Here is a 21,363-nt window from a genome sequence, read left to right on the forward strand (position 1 = left end):
TATGCTTGGTCTAGTCTTTATTGCAGTATCTTTTAATTACGTTGTAAGCATCAATTAAGCCCAATTCGCCGGCCTTACTTAAATCTTCGTAAGCCAGATCTTTCTGATCAAGAAATAGATAGACCAAACCTCGGTTATAGTATGCCTCAGTAAAATTAGGATCCAGTTGAATCACCCAATCGTAATCGGCAATAGCTTTTTTAAATTGTTTCGATTTGGCATATGCGTTACCTCGATTGTATATGGAAAACAAGAAGGATGGATCGAGTTGTATTGCCTTTGTGTAATCGGCAATAGCACTGCTGTAATCCACAATTGTCTCTTTTTTCTTTTTCTTTTGTTCCGGATCAAGATTAAGTAACGATTCTCCTGTTTCACCAATAGATTGAATGTAATCAGTCATAGCTGCAGATGCATTCGCACGATTGAAATAAGCAAAGCAAAAATCGCTTTTATTCTCAATTGCGATACTAAAATCCTCAATTGCCTTATTAAATTTCTTGTCTAACAGATAGTAGGTTCCACGTTGAAAGTAGCCATCGGCATTCTTTGCTTCAATCTTAGAATTGGCATTCGCAATTTGTTCGTCAATTATTTTCTTAGGGTATTTAAAATGTCTGTTATTAATTGTAAATGCCGGATTGTAATTTTGTTTTTGATTGTAATTCATTATTGCCTGATCGTAATATTGAACCTTACCGGCCCGTAAAGTATCAAGATCCAGGTGAGTAATGTGAAAATTATCTTCTAACTGTATGGTAATATATTTATCCTGAACACGACCTTTAATGATGTCCTCGGTAAAGGATTCCCTTGAATTTAAGTCGATTAGTTTTTGGAAATTCTCAGTTGTATCAACAAAGGCCGACATGGCTCCTTCATTTTTCATTTTTTTATAGCGCTCGATAATGAGCAAAGCCTGATTTCTGTCCTGAATTGAACCATCAATATTATTCAATTGTCGTTTTGCCGAAGATCTTGCCAAATATGCTTTTGCAAAATCAGGATAAATTTTAATAGCTGTTGTGTAATCTGCAATAGCCCCCTTAAAATCTCCAATGTCCATTTTAACAAATCCCCGGTTAAAATAAATAAGCATGTTATCAGGATTCATTTCCAAAACATTATTAAAATCCTCAATGGCTGAATTGTAGTCACCAATTTCAGATTTTAGTAGAGCTCTGTTGTAATAACAGTGTGCATTGTTTGGATCCAACTCCAGAACCGTATTGTAATCTTCAAGAGCTCCTTTGGGATTTTTATTTGCATAATTGGCAATCCCTCTACTCATGATTACCCGTGTGTTTTCCGGTTCTATTTTAAGAGCCCGGTCGTAATCTTTAATGGCCTCATCGTATTCCTTTTTCTTGAATTTTAAATAGCCTCTATTTCCAAATGCATCTGCCGAAAACTCGTTCAGTTGAATGGCTTTACTGCAATCTTGAATTGCCCCATCTGTATCTCCAAGATTATCGCGGACAATTGATCTGTTAAGATAGGCACCCATTAACTCAGGATCTATTTGAATGGCTTTTGAATAATTGGCATTGGCTTCGTTGAATTTTTCAAGAGCAGCTAAACTGTTCGCTTTACTGAAATAGATATTCGCATTGTTAGGTTTGAATTCCAAAGCTTTTTCAAAATCTTTTAAAGCTCCCTGGTAGTTTTTTAACTGATATTGGGCGATGCCCCGATATAGATAAGCAAAAGTGTAATTTGGATTCAATTCCAGAGCTTTTGTGTAGTCAACAATTGCACCGTTAAAATCTTCGAGCTGCGATTTTGCCAGTCCTCTAAAAAAAAACGGCTCGGGAAGGTATGGCTTAACCCGAATAATATCATTAAACTTTGTGATTGCTTCGGTATAATCATCAAACTGAATAGCACTTCTACCTTTATCGAATATATTTTCGGTGTTTAATTGTGCGCTAAGCTCAGAAGAGGTTAAACTGAATAGGAAGAGAATCAAAAGAGTTATTCTGGGCATTCTATATGTTTTTATGAGTAAAAGTTATTCGGATTACAAATTTAAGAAATAATATACTCCTTCTTTTAAATAATCACTCTATATAACAAAAAACACGCCAAATGATTTCCATTTTTTCTTAAAAAGCCTTAAATTAAGAATAGAGCTTAAACTAATTATAGGAGGTTGAAATGAATAATATTCTGTTAAAGTACATGGAGAATCGGTTTCAATCCAAAATAATTGATCCCCGAAGGGGTGTTTTTTGTGAAGGACCGGTAGTTACTATTTCACGGGAGTGTGGCTGCACCGCAATAAATATTGCAAATATAATGGCGGAAAAGCTTACCCTAAAAACGGGGAATAAGTGGACTTGCTTAACCAAGGAAATTCTTGAACAATCTGCAAAAGAATTGAATTTAGCGCCTGAGAAAATTGAATATGTTTTTAATTCGAAGGAAAAATCTACCTGGGATGAAATTTTAGCCGCTTTGTCGAGTAAATATTATCAAAGTGACCGTAAGATTAAAAAGACTATTTCGGATGTTGTTCGGGCATTAGCATCCAAAGGGAACTGCATTATAATTGGTAGAGGGGGAGTCGTTCTTACACAGAATATTGAACGGTCGTTTCATATTAAGCTTCATGCTCCATTGGAATGGAGAGCTGCACAATTGCAGGAAATTTACAAGTTGAGTATGAATGAAATGTTGTCTTATGCAAAGGAGATTGATAAGAAAAGAGAGATTTTAAGAAACTATTTTAATAAAGAACCTCTTTCCACTACCGTTTTTGATGTGATTTATAACTCGAAAAATTTATCAGATGAGATGATTGCTGAAGCGAGTATTCATATGATGGAGATGAAAGGAGTGCTTGGCAAACACATCGTAATGAGATAAAAAGGGAATAATGTAATTTTTTTGGAGAAATTAACTTTAGGTTGATTTCTCTTTTTTATGCGCTATATTTTTAATTTATAGTTAATATAACTCGTATTGATAGTATTTCATCGAAAAAATGAATGAAAACAGGCTGTTGGCTTGCTTGTAATCGTGATTTTATTACTTTTGCAACCGTTTGAAAAGAGAATATTAAAGCAAAATATGATGAAAATTAAATTCCTTAGCGTATTGCTTTTAGCTACAGGCATGTTACTGTCTACCACAGTTAAAGCAGAGAAAAAAGAAAAAGAGGAGAAGAAAGAAGGTTATGTTTTTACTGATGTTAAAAGATTACCTGCTACTTCTGTAAAAAATCAACACAGATCTGGTACCTGCTGGTCATTTTCAGGATTATCATTTATCGAATCAGAAATGATTAGAATGGGAAAACCAGAAACTGATTTGTCGGAAATGTTTGTGGTTTATAACTGTTATTCAGATAAATCGATTAAGCATGTAAGATTAAATGGCAAATTTAACTTTGGTGGCGGAGGTGCATTTCACGATGTAACTTATGTGATGAAAAATTATGGTATTGTTCCAGAGAGTGTTTACCAAGGCTTAAATTATGGTGAAGAAGGACACACACATGGAGAGTTGGATGTTGTTTTGAATGATTATGTTGAGGCGGTTATTAAAAATAAAAACAAAAAACTTACGCCGGTTTGGCACAAAGGATTTGATGGAATATTGGATGCTTATTTAGGAGAACTTCCTACCAAGTTCGATTATGAAGGAAAGGAATATACTCCAAAATCATTTGCCAAGGACTTTGTTGGTGTGAATCCTGATGATTATATCGAAATAACTTCTTATACTCACCATCCTTTTTATGAGAAATTTATTATTGAGGTGCCTGATAACTGGTTGTGGAATGAGGTATACAATGTACCAATGAATGAGATGATGGAAATCATGGAAGGTGCAATTAGGAAAGGTTACACAATTGGTTGGGCTTCTGATGTAAGTGAAAAAGGTTTTGCATACCGAAAAGGTGTTGCAATTGTTCCGGGGGTAGATACAAAGAACATGACTGATTCGGAGATTTCTAAATGGGAAAATCTTTCGAAAAAAGAAAAAGATGATAAATTATTTGATTTTGATGAGCCTGGTACTGAAAAAGTAATTACTCAGGAAATGCGTCAGGAAGCGTTCGATAATTACAACACTACTGATGATCATGGAATGCATATTGTTGGAATTGCCAAAGATCAAAAAGACAACAAATATTTCATTGTGAAGAACTCATGGGGTACTGATAATAATCCTTACGATGGGTATTTTTATGCTTCTTATCCGTTTGTTGCGTATAAAACAATGTCTTTTATGATTCATAAAGATGCATTGACGAAAGAAATGAAAAAGAAATTGGGCTTGTAATTGCCTAATAATTATAATATTTGAACCCCGGTCAATTGGCCGGGGTTTTTGTTTTTTACATCTTTGTAGACCATTTGTTTTATATGAATGCTAATATTCTTTATCTTAGTGGCTGTTTATTACTGATAAATGAAATAAAAATCCACGTTTAACGGGATTTATAATAACTTGAATGTAAAGATATTAATTATGAAAAAGATTTTTTTAGTTGCAGTAATCTGTATGTTTTCAAGCGCATTGTTCGCACAATTATCTTCGCCGGTAAATTTTGGTTTACACGCAGGATTGGTTAGCACCAAAGCTGATACTGATATGGGAGGGGTATCAGGAATTAAAGAAAAAGCCGATAACGGAATGATGCTTGGAGCATTTTTACGAATTAATTTGAATAAATGGTATGTACAGCCAGAGTTGAATTATGTGTCCAGAAAATCTCAACTTGATATTCCTGGAGAATCGTATGATATTAAAACGAAGAGTTTGGATATACCTATGTTATTGGGTTACAAAATTGTAAAATTGCCAGCATTCAAATTAAGAGCATTTGCTGGACCTGTTGCATCTTTTAAAATTGACGATAGTCTTAAAAGTAGCGTAGAAGGAAAATTAGATGGAGATTTTAAAGGTGCTGTTTGGAATGCAAAATTTGGTGCCGGTGTTGATGTTTGGAAATTAACTTTGGATGTTGATTATGAAGTTGGTTTTTCTGATGTTGCGAATGACCTAAAGCAAAATATGGTAAATGTAACTTTAGGATTTAAAATCTTCTAAATTACTTTATTAATGATATTAAAAACTGCTGATTTTGATCAGCAGTTTTTTTTTGTGCTGAATATTTTTTGTAATTGCTATATTTACGTTTCTTCTAATCTTCGTTTAAAACAAATTTCAGTCATGTTACTAAGTCCCGAAAAAAAGTTAGACCTTCTAAGAGTTCTGGATTTCCTTGCAGAACAGGATGTTGCATCTTTTCAGTTTTTAGCTGGGATTGTGGACGAAGTTAATTTTGCGAAAGGGGAAACGATATTTTCAAAAGGGGATTTGGGGGGAGCCGTATTTATTATTGCAAAAGGCTGTGTTCAGATTCATGACGAAGGGCATATTTTTATTGAGCTGAAGGAAGGGAAAAGTTTTGGTGAGTATGCATTGATAAAAACAGAAACACGTTCGGCTTCTGCAAGTGCCAAAAGCGATTCTGTACTTCTTCGAATTACCGATGATCATATTCAGTTGCTTGAAGAAGAATTTGATGTTCGGATAATTGATACCATTCTTAATCCTCTTCGGAACATTCGGAAAAGAATGGTGGTAAAAGATCTTCTTGAGGAAGAATTAACTCAACAAAAGGCTACCATTGAAAAACAACGGAAAGAATTGGAGAGTTTGAATGCTACCAAAGACAAATTTTTCTCCATTATTGCTCACGATCTAAAAAATCCATTTGCTTCACTAATTGGAGCTTCCGATTTACTGGTCGAAAATGCTGATGAATTGTCTCAGGAACAAGTAAAAACTTTCTCCGGAATTATCAACCAGTCTGCTCGTCAGGCTTTTCGTTTATTAGAAAATTTGTTAACCTGGTCGCGAATGCAGACTGGTGCCATCGCATGGAAACCGAAAGAAATAGATTTATGGGATTTGGTGAACGAGGTTGTGATTTTGCATACCGGGAGCGCAGAAAATAAGGAGATCAATATAGAAGCAGTAATTGATGAGGATTTAAGAATTCCAGCTGATCCTAACATGATAAATACCGTTGTTCGTAATTTGGTATCCAATGCCATTAAATTTACTCCAAGAGGTGGCAGTATCACCGTTTCATCACATGTTACGCCTAATAAGGTTGAGATTTGGGTGACTGATACAGGTATTGGAATTGATTCTGAGGGAAAGAAAAAACTATTTCGAATTGATGAACAATTGATGAAATCGGGTACTGAAAATGAAACAGGAACAGGATTGGGGCTGATATTGTGCAAAGAATTTATTGAAATGCACAATGGGAACATTTGGGTAGAAAGTGAACCGGGGAAAGGTAGTTCTTTTAAGTTTTCACTTCCCGTATCTTTATCTTCTTTATAATAACCTCTTAAAACATTTCACGTAACATCTGTTTGTATTCTTTATTTGAGTTGCATTGTTATACTTTAGGGCTTTCTTATTCTCTTAGTAAAGATTCTTGTATGAAGTATTTAAAGTACATCTTCTTTTTATTGTTTTTGTTTGCATCGATTAATGCTTATTCGATTGAACGAAAGAAAATTCTTGTTTTGCATTCTTATCATCAAGGCTTAAAATGGACTGAAAATGTTAATATTGGAATCCGGGAGGTGATGGATTCTTTAGGAAATAAGTTTGAACTGGACTATGAATACATGGATACCAAAAGGAATTCTTCCAAAGAGTATCTTGATAAAATAACTGAACTTTACGATTTAAAATTACAGCGCGAAAAGTACGATGCAATTATCGTTTCAGATAATAATGCTTTGTCTTTTGTGAAAGAGAATAGAGAAAAGTTCTTCAAAAATACCCCCATTGTATTTTGTGGCATTAATCATTTTAAAGACGAAATGATTGAGGGATTAAATAATATTACAGGTGTTGCCGAAGAGGTTGACTGGGATGGAGCTATTGATTTGATTCTAAGAACCCGGCCTAATACAAAACACCTTGTTGTTATTAATGATGATAAAACCACTACGGCCAGATTAAATAAGCTTGCCCTGCTCGATTTGGCGAAAAAATATGAATCGAAACTACAGTTTACTTATTTCGAGGATCAGGCAGTTGATGAGTTGGAGGAAAATGTTCGCAGCATTAAAGGAGACACGTGTATTTTACTTTTGACATTTAATAAGGATAAAAAAGGCAGGTTTATCAGTTTTCAGGATAATTTAGATTTGTTCGTTCCTCAAAGTAAAGTGCCGGTGTTTATTACCTGGGCTTTTCTGATTAACGATGGTGTTGTTGGTGGAAAGGTTGTTAGCGGACGTCTTCATGGAAAAATGGCTGCCACTATGATTGATCAGATTGTTTCGGGAATACCTGCCGACTCAATTCCTGTTTATCGTAAGCCATTGGATAAGTATGTTGTTAATTATAATGAAATTAAGCGTTTCGGGATTAGTGAGAAGCTGCTTCCTGATAAAACATTACTGGTAAATGCACCTCAGTCTTTTTATAGTGAGAATAAAGAATGGATTCATTTAATTGGTGGGATTACATTTCTGGCAGCACTTATTATTTTGGTTTTATCAAGAGCTATTTTAAGACGAATTAGGGCTGAAAAAGCTTTAATTATTGAGCAAAACCGCTTGAAAATATCCGTAAAGCATGAGCGTTTAATTGGTTTAATAGGACGTTTATTGAATGCATCCGAAGATTTTAAGAGCGTACTGGATGATGTTTTGAAATTGATGACCGACGAATTGAATGTAGCAAGAATAAGTCTTTATTCGTTAAAAGATTCAACCAATACCGGAGTTAAAATTAAAAGCAGGATCTCTTTAAAAGGGAAAAATATAAAGGATGTTAATCAGTTCTATTTTTCCGAAATTGATGAAATTATTTCACGGGTTAAAATGAATAAAAGTATTGTATCCCGCGATTTGTCAAATTTAACACAGAAAGAACAGGAATATTATAGCAGAAGAAATATTGGCGCTGTTGTTTTGCTTCCGGTAATGGTTGAAAATGAAGTGGTAGGTTTAATGGGATTTGCTCAAAATAAAGCTCATAGCTGGACCCGGGACGAGATTAGTATCTTTTTTTCGACTGTAAATATGATTGCGAATGCCTGGGAACGGAATTCTTTAATGAATGATAGAATTGAGGCAGAACAAAAGAATGTCGAAGCCTTAAGAATGCTGGAGCAGTCATCACGACTGGCTTCCATTGGTGTAATGGCTGCGGGAATAACACATGAAATTAATCAGCCCTTAAACACAATTAAAATAACTGCGGACAGTGTATTGTTTTGGCAAAAAAGAAATCCGGGACAGCTGCCTGAGATGTTTACAAGAAAAATTCAAACTATTTCTGAGGGAACATCAAGAATTGATTCCATAATTAAGCACATGCGGACTTTTTGGGAGAAGCCTCACATTTCAGAGGAAGAGATTGTTGATATGGTGGAAGGTGTAAACCGGTCTTTATCCTTGGTAAAAAGGCAGGTGTCGGATCATAGCATCGAATTAATGGATAATCTGCCAAAGAATGCAGTAAATGTGTACGCAAATTACATTCAATTTGAACAGATTGTAGTCAACCTGATTGTAAATTCAATTCACTCTTTGGATAAAATTCAGAAAGAGAATAAAAAAATTAAATTGAATGTTTATCAGGATTCTAAGCATGGAGTTTTGGAGATTCATGATAATGGAACAGGCATTGAATCAAACATTCGAGAGAAAATATATGATCCTTTGTTTACAACCAAAGGAAATGAAAGCGGCAGTGGCTTAGGGATGGCGATCGTAAAAACATTTATTGATCGATTTCAGGGAGAAATATCAGATTACAATAATGAAGATGGCGGGGCAAGTTTTATTTTACGTTTTAAATTGAAGGAAAATAGTTAAAGCTGTAGAGTGAAGATTGATTGGCGAAAGAGGAGAGTACTGTAAAAAATAAAATCAGAAAGAAAATGAAAATTCTTATTGTAGATGATGACATATCGAGTGGAACGGCAGTTGCTGAATTTATTGAGGAGCAATTGGCTTATTCTATTCATCTGTGTCATAATGGCGAAGAGGCATATAATTCTTTGAAGAATGAGGATTTTCAGATGGTTATTTCAGATCTGAGAATGCCTGGAATTTCAGGTTTGGATTTGCTGAAAAAAATAAAACTTTTACCCAAAGGGGATGAAATTGAGGTGGTAATTATGACTGGTTTTGGGGATATGGAAAGTTCCATTGAAGCATTACGAGGCGGAGCATATGATTATCTGTTAAAACCGGTTAATATTGAAGAATTAGCTATTTTAATTGAGCGGGTTGCCGAGAAAATTCAATTGAAAGGCGAGAACAAGGATCTTAAAGAAAATATAAAACAAACAATCTCTCACGTTAGGAGAGAGGAAGCCGAGCGAATTCAATATTACGAAACTACCATTCGTGAGATTACAAGCGTTGGTAAAATTGGTGTTTTTTCGGATGTTATGCGGGGAGTGGTGCGTATGGCAGAGCAATTTCATGAAGATCGTTCGGTGCCGGTTTTAATTGAAGGAGAAACAGGAACAGGGAAAGAGGTTGTTGCGCGTTTGGTTCATTTCGGAAAATCGAGCGATGTTACAAAGCCATTTATTTCGATCAATTGTTCGGCAATTTCACCTGCACTATTTGAAAGTGAATTGTTTGGGTACGACGAAGGAGCTTTTACAGGCGCTCGTAAAGAGGGAAAGCCCGGCAAGCTGGAGTTGGCACAGGGAGGAACTTTGTTTTTAGATGAAATTGGTGAAATGCCATTGGATATGCAGCCTAAATTGTTGCGCGTACTGCAACAGAGAGAAATGTATCGGGTTGGTGGAAGCAAACCTATTGAATTGGATGTTAGAGTAATTTTTGCCACCAACAGGAATTTAAAAGAAATGGTGGCCGAAAAAACATTCAGAAGTGATTTGTATTATCGTTTAAATACCGGACGATTGTATATTCCTCCTTTGCGGGAAAGAAAAGAAGCAATCTTATCTTTTTCTCAAATCTTTTTAGATCAGTACTCGAAGAAGCGGAATCGAAAGTTTAGATTCATAAGTAAGGATGCTAAAAAATTGATGCAGGATTATGCATGGCCAGGTAATATCAGGGAACTGAAAAATACAATTGAGAGGGCAACTTTACTTTATAATGATTTAGAATTAAAGCCCGAACACCTGAGGTTTTTGCAGGCTGATGATAATGAATTTGAACCTACAGAACAGCCAATTGTTTTGGGGCGCATTGTTTTACCCGATGATGAATTACGGATTGAACAATTAGAACTTGAAATTGTTAGGAAAGCATTAAAAAAGTTCGATGATAATAAATCAAAAACAGCTGAATATTTGGGAATCACCAGAAGTGCACTTCGCAGCAGAATGAATAAATTATAAGTACAGTTGAGGTTCGAATTTATCAGGTATTTTCTTTCCCTAAACAGCTCGTAATAATTCCATTTCGGGTGTGATTTTTTTCCCCATATGTGTATTTTTTTCACATGCCTTTTGATGATTAAAAGTGTTTGAAATGAGATACTTGTTCGTTTTTGAAACAGATTGTATGAAAGCTGTTCAAAATTGAACATTACTGGTGTATTTATCAATTCTGCGGATTCTTAGTAAGGAGCTTGTTGTCAGGGTATTGTGTTTTTGTGCTTATGTGATCTCTATTTTACAGTTTTTTGGCATTCCTTTTGCGTTTAAACGGCTGATGTTTCATTTAAATCTAAAAGGCATGGAAGTAAGGACTGATACACAAATTAAGAAGATCAATTTCAGGAGTGATAAGAAGAACCTTTTGGAATCATTTTTATCGGGTTCTAATGATTTAGGCCACGAACCGTTAAAAGTGGATTATAAACTTTTTATTGAAGCTGCAAATAAAAAAAACGTTCAGTTTGAATTTATTCGTTTGAAAAGTTTTAATCTGGATAAAACATCATTTGATATTAGTAATGCTCAAAATGCGTTACTCGAAGCTGATTATGCTTTGGCAGATTCAGGAATGCTGATTATAGATACCCTGGATCAGGATGTTTTATTAACCGTTTTTCTGGCAGAAGTACTTCATGTTGTGATACCGGCAAGCAAAATTCTTCATTCAATGGACGATTTTGAATTAATAAAAGGAAAGCGTGCTATTGAGCTTGGATGTGGAATTGCAAGCGTTTCAGTTTCTTCTTCCGATAAAGGACATCGGTTTTCATCGAAAGTATTACGTACAATGGTTTATGTCCTCGAAGATATCTAGAAATTTTATCGATAATATAGAGGGGTGGGGAATTCGCCCCTTTTTTTAGTTGGGGACTTTATTAAGGGAGTCTGCAAAGTTCAATTTTATTGTCATTTTGGGACTTGTCGAAGAATTTTTATCTTGAATAACATATGTTTCGTTTTCGCTCCAATAATCATAGTTTTTCATACGAATTGTTTTATTATGGGATTTCTATATCAAATTGCAGAATCCTTTCAACGAATGTAATTTAAGGATCTTTTATACAAAGAAGCATTACCTGAACTAGAAAAAATTCCTCAACAGAGTGGTATTATTCTATGGATATTGACCAATTTTAGTTTTCCTAGAAGAGAGCTGATTCCTTATCTGGATGGAAGGAATCGAAAAGGATTAATATCCAAAAATGGAAATAGAAAGAAAGTGTTTTTTTTACGTTACAACTGTTTTATAAAAAACTAAAAAAATAGAAGGTGTATTCATTTGTAGGTATGTATAACGAGAGGGTAGTAATGCCAATTGTACTATTGGCATAAATTATATTTTGGAGCTCTTATCTTTTTAAACTATAATTCTGTATATCAGTATTTATTGTAAATCAAGAGGCTATCAGTGATGTGACAGCCTCTTGATAATAATTAGTTGTTTACTCCTTTATTATTCGATATGTTGTATTGTTGATTTTGATGATATAGATTCCGTTGTCAAGATCGCTAATGTCAATAATACTATTAATAACCTTTCCATTTGAAACCATTGATCCTGTTATGTTATAAATTTTATACACTTTAGCGCAAAAGTTCTTGTCAATATTTATTAATCCGGATGTTGGGTTTGGCCATGCAGATTTAAAAGTATTAATTGTAGGGGTGATGGATGTAGTAGCATCAATCGTCAGTGTTCCATCAAAATATGAGAATGTATAGTTGTTGTCAGTACCTCCTGATACAGTAATTTGGTAGTTGCCAACGTTACTGCTTTGTTTGGCAGTACATTGAGCAGTAGGTGGCGTATCTAAGTCCGTTTCGTTGTCCGTACCCACAAATCCAGAGTAAGCAACGGTAAAGACAGGATTGGTTTCACCGTAATTCTTGACCTTGTCGTCCGCAGTGGCAGATAAAGAAGCTTTAGCCACTGCCACATTTATATTTTCGGCAACTGTATTGTAATTACTTGCATTTGTTGGGGTAAATGTCAAATCAGTACTGTAAGTTCCAGCATTAGGAGTAATGGTATTATCATCATAGGCAAAGCTTCCGGCTACAGATGCTGTACCACCATTTAATGTAGCCAATGACAGGTTTTCACCATAAGTGATTCCTGTTGCTGCAGGCCAAACGGTAACTGTTGGTGTTGCTTTAGCCACTGTCACATTTATATTTTCGGCAACCGTATTGTAATTACTTGCATTTGTTGGGGTAAATGTTAAATCAGCACTGTAAGTTCCAGCATTAGGAGTAATGGTATTATCATCATAGGCAAAGCTTCCGGCTACAGATGCTGTACCACCACTTAATGTAGCCAATGACAGGTTTTCACCATAAGTGATTCCTGTTGCTGCAGGCCAAACGGTAACTGTTGGTGTTGCTTTAGCCACTGTCACATTTATATTTTCGGCAACTGTATTGTAATTACTTGCATTTGTTGGGGTAAATGTCAAATCAGCACTGTAAGTTCCAGCATTAGGAGTAATGGTATTATCATCATAGGCAAAGCTTCCGGCTACAGATGCTGTACCACCACTTAATGTAGCCAATGACAGGTTTTCGCCATAAGTGATTCCTGTTGCTGCAGGCCAAACGGTAACTGTTGGTGTTGCTTTAGCCACTGTCACGTTTATATTTTCGGCAACCGTATTGTAATTACTTGCATTTGTTGGGGTAAATGTCAAATCAGCACTGTAAGTTCCAGCATTAGGAGTAATGGTATTATCATCATAGGCAAAGCTTCCGGCTACAGATGCTGTACCACCACTTAATGTAGCCAATGACAGGTTTTCACCATAAGTGATTCCTGTTGCTGCAGGCCAAACGGTAACTGTTGGTGTTGCTTTAGCCACTGTCACATTTATATTTTCGGCAACTGTATTGTAATTACTTGCATTTGTTGGGGTAAATGTTAAATCAGCACTGTAAGTTCCAGCATTAGGAGTAATGGTATTATCATCATAGGCAAAGCTTCCGGCTACAGATGCTGTACCACCACTTAATGTAGCCAATGACAGGTTTTCACCATAAGTGATTCCTGTTGCTGCAGGCCAAACGGTAACTGTTGGTGTTGCTTTAGCCACTGTCACATTTATATTTTCGGCAACTGTATTGTAATTACTTGCATTTGTTGGGGTAAATGTCAAATCAGCACTGTAAGTTCCAGCATTAGGAGTAATGGTATTATCATCATAGGCAAAGCTTCCGGCTACAGATGCTGTACCACCACTTAATGTAGCCAATGACAGGTTTTCACCATAAGTGATTCCTGTTGCTGCAGGCCAAACGGTAACTGTTGGTGTTGCTTTAGCCACTGTCACATTTATATTTTCGGCAACTGTATTGTAATTACTTGCATTTGTTGGGGTAAATGTCAAATCAGCACTGTAAGTTCCAGCATTAGGAGTAATGGTATTATCATCATAGGCAAAGCTTCCGGCTACAGATGCTGTACCACCACTTAATGTAGCCAATGACAGGTTTTCACCATAAGTGATTCCTGTTGCTGCAGGCCAAACGGTAACTGTTGGTGTTGCTTTAGCCACTGTCACATTTATATTTTCGGCAACTGTATTGTAATTACTTGCATTTGTTGGGGTAAATGTTAAATCAGCACTGTAAGTTCCAGCATTAGGAGTAATGGTATTATCATCATAGGCAAAGCTTCCGGCTACAGATGCTGTACCACCACTTAATGTAGCCAATGACAGGTTTTCACCATAAGTGATTCCTGTTGCTGCAGGCCAAACGGTAACTGTTGGTGTTGCTTTAGCCACTGTCACATTTATATTTTCGGCAACTGTATTGTAATTACTTGCATTTGTTGGGGTAAATGTCAAATCAGCACTGTAAGTTCCAGCATTAGGAGTAATGGTATTATCATCATAGGCAAAGCTTCCGGCTACAGATGCTGTACCACCACTTAATGTAGCCAATGACAGGTTTTCACCATAAGTGATTCCTGTTGCTGCAGGCCAAACGGTAACTGTTGGTGTTGCTTTAGCCACTGTCACATTTATATTTTCGGCAACTGTATTGTAATTACTTGCATTTGTTGGGGTAAATGTCAAATCAGCACTGTAAGTTCCAGCATTAGGAGTAATGGTATTATCATCATAGGCAAAGCTTCCGGCTACAGATGCTGTACCACCACTTAATGTAGCCAATGACAGGTTTTCGCCATAAGTGATTCCTGTTGCTGCAGGCCAAACGGTAACTGTTGGTGTTGCTTTAGCCACTGTCACGTTTATATTTTCGGCAACCGTATTGTAATTACTTGCATTTGTTGGGGTAAATGTTAAATCAGCACTGTAAGTTCCAGCATTAGGAGTAATGGTATTATCATCATAGGCAAAGCTTCCGGCTACAGATGCTGTACCACCACTTAATGTAGCCAATGACAGGTTTTCACCATAAGTGATTCCTGTTGCTGCAGGCCAAACGGTAACTGTTGGTGTTGCTTTAGCCACTGTCACATTTATATTTTCGGCAACTGTATTGTAATTACTTGCATTTGTTGGGGTAAATGTCAAATCAGCACTGTAAGTTCCAGCATTAGGAGTAATGGTATTATCATCATAGGCAAAGCTTCCGGCTACAGATGCTGTACCACCACTTAATGTAGCCAATGACAGGTTTTCACCATAAGTGATTCCTGTTGCTGCAGGCCAAACGGTAACTGTTGGTGTTGCTTTAGCCACTGTCACATTTATATTTTCGGCAACTGTATTGTAATTACTTGCATTTGTTGGGGTAAATGTCAAATCAGCACTGTAAGTTCCAGCATTAGGAGTAATGGTATTATCATCATAGGCAAAGCTTCCGGCTACAGATGCTGTACCACCACTTAATGTAGCCAATGACAGGTTTTCGCCATAAGTGATTCCTGTTGCTGCAGGCCAAACGGTAACTGTTGGTGTTGCTTTAGCCACTGTCACATTTATATTTTCGGCAACCGTATTGTAATTACTTGCATTTGTTGGGGTAAATGTCAAATCAGCACTGTAAGTTCCAGCATTAGGAGTAATGGTATTATCATCATAGGCAAAGCTTCCGGCTACAGATGCTGTACCACCGCTTAATGTAGCCAATGACAGGTTTTCACCATAAGTGATTCCTGTTGCTGCAGGCCAAACGGTAACTGTTGGTGTTGCTTTAGCCACTGTTACATTTATATTTTCGGCAACCGTATTGTAATTACTTGCATTTGTTGGGGTAAATGTTAAATCAGCACTGTAAGTTCCAGCATTAGGAGTAATGGTATTATCATCATAGGCAAAGCTTCCGGCTACAGATGCTGTACCACCGCTTAATGTAGCCAATGACAGGTTTTCGCCATAAGTGATTCCTGTTGCTGCAGGCCAAACGGTAACTGTTGGTGTTGCTTTGTTAACGGTTAGACCTTGAGAAATTTGTGTTGCAGCATTGTAAGTTGCATTCCCTGGCTGATCTGCATAAATGGTGCAGCTGCCTGCTCCTACAATATGGATTTGACCGTTTACGATAGATGCTACGCTGGTGTTTGAACTGCTGTAGGTTACCGATAATGTACTACTGGCAGTTGCACCCGGATTAACATCAGAATTCCCGTAAGTTACTGCAGAAAGTGGTGTGAAGGTGATCGTTTGAGATTGTTTTGGAGTTGTAAAATTTTTAACTCCTCCATAAGAAGTGCCTACAGAATTAATAGCATAAGCTCGTACATAATATGTTATACCGGGAGAAAGACTCGAAACGGACTGTGAAAAGATGCCAGTGCCGGAACTAATCGACACTTTGGTATCAGATAGAATTGATGGTGTGCCAGTTGTGTTGTAAACGATTCCTCTTTCAGACACGGTAGCACCGCCATCACTTGTTACCTCTCCTCCCAGGGTTGCAGAAGTTGCATCAAAAGTTGAGATAGCTGTGGTTGAAACCGTGGGTAAGCCAATCACATTTAATGTAGCGGTATATGTTGAAGAGCTATAATCTGTTCCATCATTTACATCAAAAGTAAAGGAAGAACTTATTGAAGTGGTTGTATAATATTGCAGGTTACCTGCATCTAAATCAGCTTTGCTTATTGTTCCTCCATTAGATAATTCTTCGCCATTATCATAGTCATCTCCATTATCGGCATCTACATATAAAGTTCCATTTACAGAAACGGCTGTTACCCTTATATGGTCTATAGGATCACTATCTCCATCAGCATATCCAAAATCTGATGTAGAGAATGTATATACCTGATTTTGGTAGGGGCCTGTTGAGGTTGAGAAACCGGAGGCTGTTGGTGCTGCGTTACCTGCCGGAGTACCTGAAATTCTTATGTTATCAAATGCAACTTCTTCACGTCCCTGATCAATATTTGCCATAATCCTTACTTGCAAACTAGACCCCACATTAGGAATGCTATAAGTGAACTCTGCAAAAGCAGGACTCAGTCCGACTCCGTCCGTTATACCATCCGCATCCGCATCTTCTGACATAAACGTTACATTTGGAGCAGATGCTATAAATTGTGATAAAGTTACAAACGAGCCTCCATCAAATGCATATTGTATTCTAAGGTACTCTTCCTGCTCATAATTACTATTAGTAGAGTTGTTGCCTGCCACTAATAGTTTTATTGTAAGATTAGAATATCCAGTTGTAGCGACTGAGTTCAGGGTACAATAAACAGGATCATCAATTGTTCTTTCATTATCAGTATCTTCTGCATAGAAAAAATAAGATCCCTGATATCCAGAAAGAGGATTATCTGGGGCTACTTCGCTTAATAATGCTCTTTCCCACCAGTCACTGCCAGGGATGATGCTTGTTTGTGCACCCGTAAGTGTATATCCTGTAGTGGTTTCAAAATCTACAGTTTGTAGCACCGTTTGACCTTTGGCAAAGGTTACTATTATGACCATCATAAGGGTCATAAATAGATTCCTTCTCTTTTGTAGAAAATTGCTTATTTTAAGCAATTTACCTGAGAGTAATTTTTGTTTCATATGATATAAGTTCAATAATTAAAAGTTTTTCCCTCTTTAAGTCCGGCATATAGTAGCATATAAGATAGAATATCCGGCTTCAAAGAATGTATGTAGTGATGTAAATGACTTAGCGACTTTATTAAAAGCCCATTTACATTCTGAATATGTTGAATTAAACATGCTTAATGAAAGGTGCATGATATATGGACTTACATCGGCTTTTAAAAGAGGATGCTCTCCTGAATTAAATATGATCAAAGGAGTTTTTGTTTGCTGAATAAGTGGTTTTACTACTGTAATTGAACAATATTCTAAAAAGCCAACAATGAAATTAACGTTATCATATAAAACCAATTCTTTTATCGCTTTCTGATTATCGGCAGGAATGGCAAAGTTTGTATCTTTTGGGATATATTGGCAGGCATCATCCAAAGTAAGTTTTAAACTATTATACAAATCACTACTTGTATACGAATGGTGACCAGAATTAGAGAGTAGTAAGCCAATTTTCATACTTTTATTTGATTAAATGATGCTAATTTAAGGAACAAAAGTAATACTTTCATTTCAATAAAAACTACAAATGTTAAATAAAACAAGAGGTGTTCGATTATTAATTTCGAACACCTCAAATAAGTCTTAGTTTCTAGATGGAACACCCCAACTTTACAAATAATCCAGTTAATGGTTGGATGTTTGTAATTTGAAAACCATTCTTGAATTCTGTCTTGAATTCTGGATGCCAGATTCTGAAGTGATTTTCAAATGTTATTTTTCTCCAATGAGACGTGAGTCCTTCTGTTATTTTCTTTCTATCAAAAGAATTTGCAGATTCTTCAGTTGCGTTAAACATATTTGAAGCCGTATGAGCCACGCACGTACTGTGAAAGAGGCTTTTTAGTCAAGGCAATAACCTGTCGGCAGTATCGATTAGCTTTAGTTGTTACTGTTTTTTCAGTATTTTATAGGTCTCAATTCCTTGGTATGGTTCAAAACCCAATTTTCTATAAATTGATTCTCCCATTAATGAAGCATGAAGAACACAGAAATTCATATTATTCTTTTCCGCTTCAATAAGCAATCTTTCAGTCATACTTTTTCCTATTCCATTCCCTCTTCCTTTTGAAAGAGTTCCTATCATATGCAATCCTGCATTATTATTAGAATCAAAGAATACTATTCCACAGCCTAAACATTCACTTTTTTCTTGATAGATAAATAATCGGATAGTTTCTGTGTGATTAACAATATTGTAAATCAGATTGCTGTCAACTCTATACCCAAATGATTCCGATGCTGTTCTTGCAAAATTAATCGAATTTTTTTTTGTTTTCACTCGCTTAATATTTGGGTTTGCAAATAACTCATTTGTCTTTGATTGTAAATTTAGAGCCATGTTTTTTTGTCCGAATAGAAATTTAAAGTTAGGATTACTCCTTAAATCATTGGGTTTCGTAATTGCTATTATTTCAGGCAGTTTTCCCTCCTGACTCAGCCGAAGTGCTTCCTCTAAAGCATGAGTATTGTTTTTCAAATTAAAGATTCGGTTTGGCCAATCAGAATCATCCATTGAAACAGTGGAATAATTCTCTGTCTTGGATAGTTTGTTGGTCAAATTGCCGATTTGCTCCCAAAGCTCGTATAGATTATTAATTATTTTTTCGTTCATGTTTTACTTTAAATTAGTTATTAAAATACCTGATATCATTGCTAAAATTCCTATGCTTTTTTTCAAAGTTATTGGTTCCAGTGGCAAATTCATCCATCCAAAATGACCAGCTATAGCAGCAAATATCAATTGGCCACAAAGACCAATTGAAATCATTGTTGATATTCCAAGTTTAGGGATTGTATACAAATACAGTCCAACACCTATCATACTTAAAAATCCACCTGTGAACCACAGGTAAATTGGGATTCCTTTTATTTGATCTGTTGTAGGGAAAGTTTTAGTACCTAAAAGAACGAAAACAATAGCAAAGATTGTACTTGAGAAAAACGCAATAACAGAGGCTAGTAATGGATTTTTTAAGGCTGTTCCTAACTGAGAATTTAATCCACCTTGCACTGCTAAAGCGGTTCCGCCTGTAAATGCTAATAATAAGAGTAATAATTTATTCATAATGCAAATGAAGCATCAAAAATTCTTATCCACATTTACATATGTTAATTTTGAAGTTATTTCTTTAAATTTTTTCTTATTCTGCTTAATTGGGTGGGGGTAACTCCTAAATGCGAAGCAATGTGTTGTTGTGCAATTCTCGTATCAATATTGGGATGAGTGAGACGTAACTTTTTATATCTTTCTGTGGCATCCTCAAGAATTAACGAAACTTCCTTTTGCTCTTTATCAATTACCCAGTTTTTTTCTAAGTATGCGATATAGAATTCCTTTAAATCATTCTCCTGATTAATTAATTTCCTGTAAGATTTATAATCTAATGAGATTAGAATAGTATTTTCTAAAGCTTCAAGAGTAAATTCAGATGGTTTTTCAAGCATTGAGGAGACAATGGAACCTGCAATGTCATTTTCAAGGAATATATTTTTTGTATAAATATCTCCCAAAGGGTTTGTGAAATATGCTCTAAGCACCCCTTTACATACGAAATAGATTTTTTTAGAACATTCACCATTGTTGAGTAATATGTCATTTTTTTCTAAGGAGATAAATCTTATAATTGATTTCAACAGTTCCCATGACTTTTTACTAATAAATGAATATGATTCAAATTTATTTTTTAAATCCAAAATGTATTTATCTCTATCTGTCACCATATCCTTTTTATTAATTTTTCTGAGAGCAAATGTCATTTCGCTTCAATTAAAACTGATTGCAGTTTGTCTAAAAACTCATCAAACTGCTTAATTAAGTCTTAAATATAGCGGTTTTAAGGATACATAAAAATTGAAAATGCTTAAAGCGTAGCAAGGTGAAAGCTGTGAGATGGTTAAGGCATGTCTGTAATTGTTATCCCAATCTATTTTATCAGTTGACCTAAGATTGAATTGACTGCATAATAAGAGCCGTATGAATTGAGAGATTCATGTACGGTTCTGTGAGAAGTTAGGGGTGAAATTCCCCTAGCTTACTCGACTGGCAACAGTATTTATTTAGTTTTTATAAATTCATCTATTGCTTGTGCTACAAATTCAGGATTTTCTTCTGGCCCAAAATGTGCACTGTCTGGAATTGACTTTCCTATAATGTTATTTATCCCACTTTCTTTGAATCCTTGAATGTAAGTAGCAATATCTCCATAATCTTTAGCTCCTTTGAGATATAGTAATGGAGTGTTTACAGGAAGATTTTGCGAATTCTCTTTCTCATCAGTATAAAATGTCCGATACCAACCTAATCCTGTTTTAAGGCTGTGTTTAGAATCATATGCTTCAAAATATGCTTCTTTATTTTCCTGATTTATAGCTGACTTATTGTAAGATATGGCATTATAGAAATATTCAAACAATATTGAGTGTTTTCCTTCAATAAGTGATTCTGGAAGTTCGGGAACGGAATAAAACGCAAAATGCCATATATAAGGGTTTCTTTTAACTTCTTCCCAAGGATTAACTCCTGGTATTGCTGTACAAATTATCACAGCTTTTGAAAGAAAATTTGAAAAATGCTTTACAAATGGATAGGTTATCATTCCACCGACATCGTGTCCGACTAAAACTATATTTCTCAAATCAAGGGTTTGCAATAATTTTTTTATGAAATCTGCAATTGATAACTTATCATATTTATCAATCGGAGCAGAAGCACCGATCCCGGGAAGGTCGATTGCTAAGACATAATAGTGACTCTTTAACAAGGTCATTACTTTTTCGAACTCTTTCCAGTTCTCAGGATACCCATGTAAAAATAGTATTGGTTGATTTTTATTATTCCCAGCTTCTACAACATGAGTAGGAATGCCATTTACATGTACTTCTCGGTGTCTAAATAATTGTTGCTTCATTTTTTGT

The 21,363-nt window shown here is 35.7% G+C and carries 14 protein-coding genes; 7 read left to right on the forward strand and 7 right to left on the reverse strand.

Annotated features, from left to right (window positions below; all coding sequences use genetic code 11):
• Window positions 1–10 precede the first annotated feature (10 nt).
• The gene (locus tag ACY0M5_RS09840) at window positions 11–1,987 is read right to left on the reverse strand and encodes a tetratricopeptide repeat protein (RefSeq protein ID WP_461631636.1); all 1,977 of its coding nucleotides are present in this window, start codon (window positions 1,985–1,987) and stop codon (window positions 11–13) included.
• Window positions 1,988–2,157: 170 nt separating this feature from the next.
• On the opposite strand from ACY0M5_RS09840, the gene ACY0M5_RS09845 reads away from it, so the two are divergent.
• The 7 genes from ACY0M5_RS09845 to ACY0M5_RS09875 all read left to right on the forward strand — a co-directional run bounded on the left by ACY0M5_RS09845 (window position 2,158) and on the right by ACY0M5_RS09875 (window position 11,240).
• Entirely contained in the window at window positions 2,158–2,868 is a 711-nt protein-coding gene (locus ACY0M5_RS09845; protein WP_124991988.1) for a cytidylate kinase-like family protein, read from the forward strand.
• Between the two features lie 207 nt (window positions 2,869–3,075).
• Window positions 3,076–4,290, forward strand: coding sequence for a C1 family peptidase (locus tag ACY0M5_RS09850; protein ID WP_461631637.1), 1,215 nt, complete (start codon window positions 3,076–3,078; stop codon window positions 4,288–4,290).
• 189 nt (window positions 4,291–4,479) lie between these two features.
• Window positions 4,480–5,061, forward strand: a complete 582-nt coding sequence (locus ACY0M5_RS09855) for a porin family protein (RefSeq protein ID WP_124991990.1) — start codon at window positions 4,480–4,482, stop codon at window positions 5,059–5,061.
• 12 nt (window positions 5,062–5,073) lie between these two features.
• Entirely contained in the window at window positions 5,074–6,372 is a 1,299-nt protein-coding gene (locus ACY0M5_RS09860; RefSeq protein ID WP_461631638.1) for an ATP-binding protein, read from the forward strand.
• Between the two features lie 101 nt (window positions 6,373–6,473).
• Entirely contained in the window at window positions 6,474–8,873 is a 2,400-nt protein-coding gene (locus ACY0M5_RS09865) for an ABC transporter substrate binding protein (RefSeq protein WP_461631639.1), read from the forward strand.
• A gap of 65 nt (window positions 8,874–8,938) precedes the next feature.
• A complete protein-coding gene (locus tag ACY0M5_RS09870; RefSeq protein ID WP_124991993.1) occupies window positions 8,939–10,384 on the forward strand; it encodes a sigma-54-dependent transcriptional regulator in 1,446 nt (481 codons plus the stop codon).
• A gap of 340 nt (window positions 10,385–10,724) precedes the next feature.
• Window positions 10,725–11,240, forward strand: a complete 516-nt coding sequence (locus tag ACY0M5_RS09875) for a hypothetical protein (RefSeq protein ID WP_160463422.1) — start codon at window positions 10,725–10,727, stop codon at window positions 11,238–11,240.
• 628 nt (window positions 11,241–11,868) lie between these two features.
• Here ACY0M5_RS09875 and ACY0M5_RS09880 read toward each other — a convergent pair.
• The 6 genes from ACY0M5_RS09880 to ACY0M5_RS09905 form a co-directional block, all read right to left on the reverse strand.
• A complete protein-coding gene (locus tag ACY0M5_RS09880; protein ID WP_461631640.1) occupies window positions 11,869–17,289 on the reverse strand; it encodes a beta strand repeat-containing protein in 5,421 nt (1,806 codons plus the stop codon).
• A gap of 156 nt (window positions 17,290–17,445) precedes the next feature.
• Window positions 17,446–17,904: a hypothetical protein gene (locus ACY0M5_RS09885; protein ID WP_461631641.1), complete on the reverse strand. Its 459-nt coding sequence runs from the start codon at window positions 17,902–17,904 to the stop codon at window positions 17,446–17,448.
• A gap of 430 nt (window positions 17,905–18,334) precedes the next feature.
• The gene (locus ACY0M5_RS09890) at window positions 18,335–19,060 is read right to left on the reverse strand and encodes a GNAT family N-acetyltransferase (protein WP_461631642.1); all 726 of its coding nucleotides are present in this window, start codon (window positions 19,058–19,060) and stop codon (window positions 18,335–18,337) included.
• A gap of 3 nt (window positions 19,061–19,063) precedes the next feature.
• Window positions 19,064–19,513 carry a DMT family transporter gene (locus tag ACY0M5_RS09895; protein ID WP_124994595.1) on the reverse strand — a complete coding sequence of 150 codons (450 nt, stop codon included), beginning with the start codon at window positions 19,511–19,513 and terminating at the stop codon, window positions 19,064–19,066.
• A gap of 56 nt (window positions 19,514–19,569) precedes the next feature.
• Window positions 19,570–20,205: a Crp/Fnr family transcriptional regulator gene (locus tag ACY0M5_RS09900; RefSeq protein WP_197092758.1), complete on the reverse strand. Its 636-nt coding sequence runs from the start codon at window positions 20,203–20,205 to the stop codon at window positions 19,570–19,572.
• A gap of 296 nt (window positions 20,206–20,501) precedes the next feature.
• The gene (locus ACY0M5_RS09905; protein ID WP_124994594.1) at window positions 20,502–21,356 is read right to left on the reverse strand and encodes an alpha/beta fold hydrolase; all 855 of its coding nucleotides are present in this window, start codon (window positions 21,354–21,356) and stop codon (window positions 20,502–20,504) included.
• Window positions 21,357–21,363: the final 7 nt, after the last annotated feature.

This window comes from Labilibaculum euxinicum (assembly GCF_963678175.1).
GTDB classification, from domain to species: Bacteria; Bacteroidota; Bacteroidia; order Bacteroidales; family Marinifilaceae; genus Labilibaculum; species Labilibaculum euxinus.

What these genes read in the sequence shown, in the direction of transcription:
- ACY0M5_RS09890 (WP_461631642.1), bottom strand. Translation starts at nt 19,060, where the DNA reads ATGAACGAAAAAATAATTAATAATCTATACGAGCTTTGGGAGCAAATC.
- ACY0M5_RS09870 (WP_124991993.1), top strand. Translation starts at nt 8,939, where the DNA reads ATGAAAATTCTTATTGTAGATGATGACATATCGAGTGGAACGGCAGTT.
- ACY0M5_RS09865 (WP_461631639.1), top strand. Translation starts at nt 6,474, where the DNA reads ATGAAGTATTTAAAGTACATCTTCTTTTTATTGTTTTTGTTTGCATCG.
- ACY0M5_RS09885 (WP_461631641.1), bottom strand. Translation starts at nt 17,904, where the DNA reads ATGAAAATTGGCTTACTACTCTCTAATTCTGGTCACCATTCGTATACA.
- ACY0M5_RS09840 (WP_461631636.1), bottom strand. Translation starts at nt 1,987, where the DNA reads ATGCCCAGAATAACTCTTTTGATTCTCTTCCTATTCAGTTTAACCTCT.
- ACY0M5_RS09855 (WP_124991990.1), top strand. Translation starts at nt 4,480, where the DNA reads ATGAAAAAGATTTTTTTAGTTGCAGTAATCTGTATGTTTTCAAGCGCA.
- ACY0M5_RS09850 (WP_461631637.1), top strand. Translation starts at nt 3,076, where the DNA reads ATGAAAATTAAATTCCTTAGCGTATTGCTTTTAGCTACAGGCATGTTA.
- ACY0M5_RS09895 (WP_124994595.1), bottom strand. Translation starts at nt 19,513, where the DNA reads ATGAATAAATTATTACTCTTATTATTAGCATTTACAGGCGGAACCGCT.
- ACY0M5_RS09845 (WP_124991988.1), top strand. Translation starts at nt 2,158, where the DNA reads ATGAATAATATTCTGTTAAAGTACATGGAGAATCGGTTTCAATCCAAA.
- ACY0M5_RS09860 (WP_461631638.1), top strand. Translation starts at nt 5,074, where the DNA reads ATGATATTAAAAACTGCTGATTTTGATCAGCAGTTTTTTTTTGTGCTG.
- ACY0M5_RS09905 (WP_124994594.1), bottom strand. Translation starts at nt 21,356, where the DNA reads ATGAAGCAACAATTATTTAGACACCGAGAAGTACATGTAAATGGCATT.
- ACY0M5_RS09875 (WP_160463422.1), top strand. Translation starts at nt 10,725, where the DNA reads ATGGAAGTAAGGACTGATACACAAATTAAGAAGATCAATTTCAGGAGT.
- ACY0M5_RS09900 (WP_197092758.1), bottom strand. Translation starts at nt 20,205, where the DNA reads ATGACATTTGCTCTCAGAAAAATTAATAAAAAGGATATGGTGACAGAT.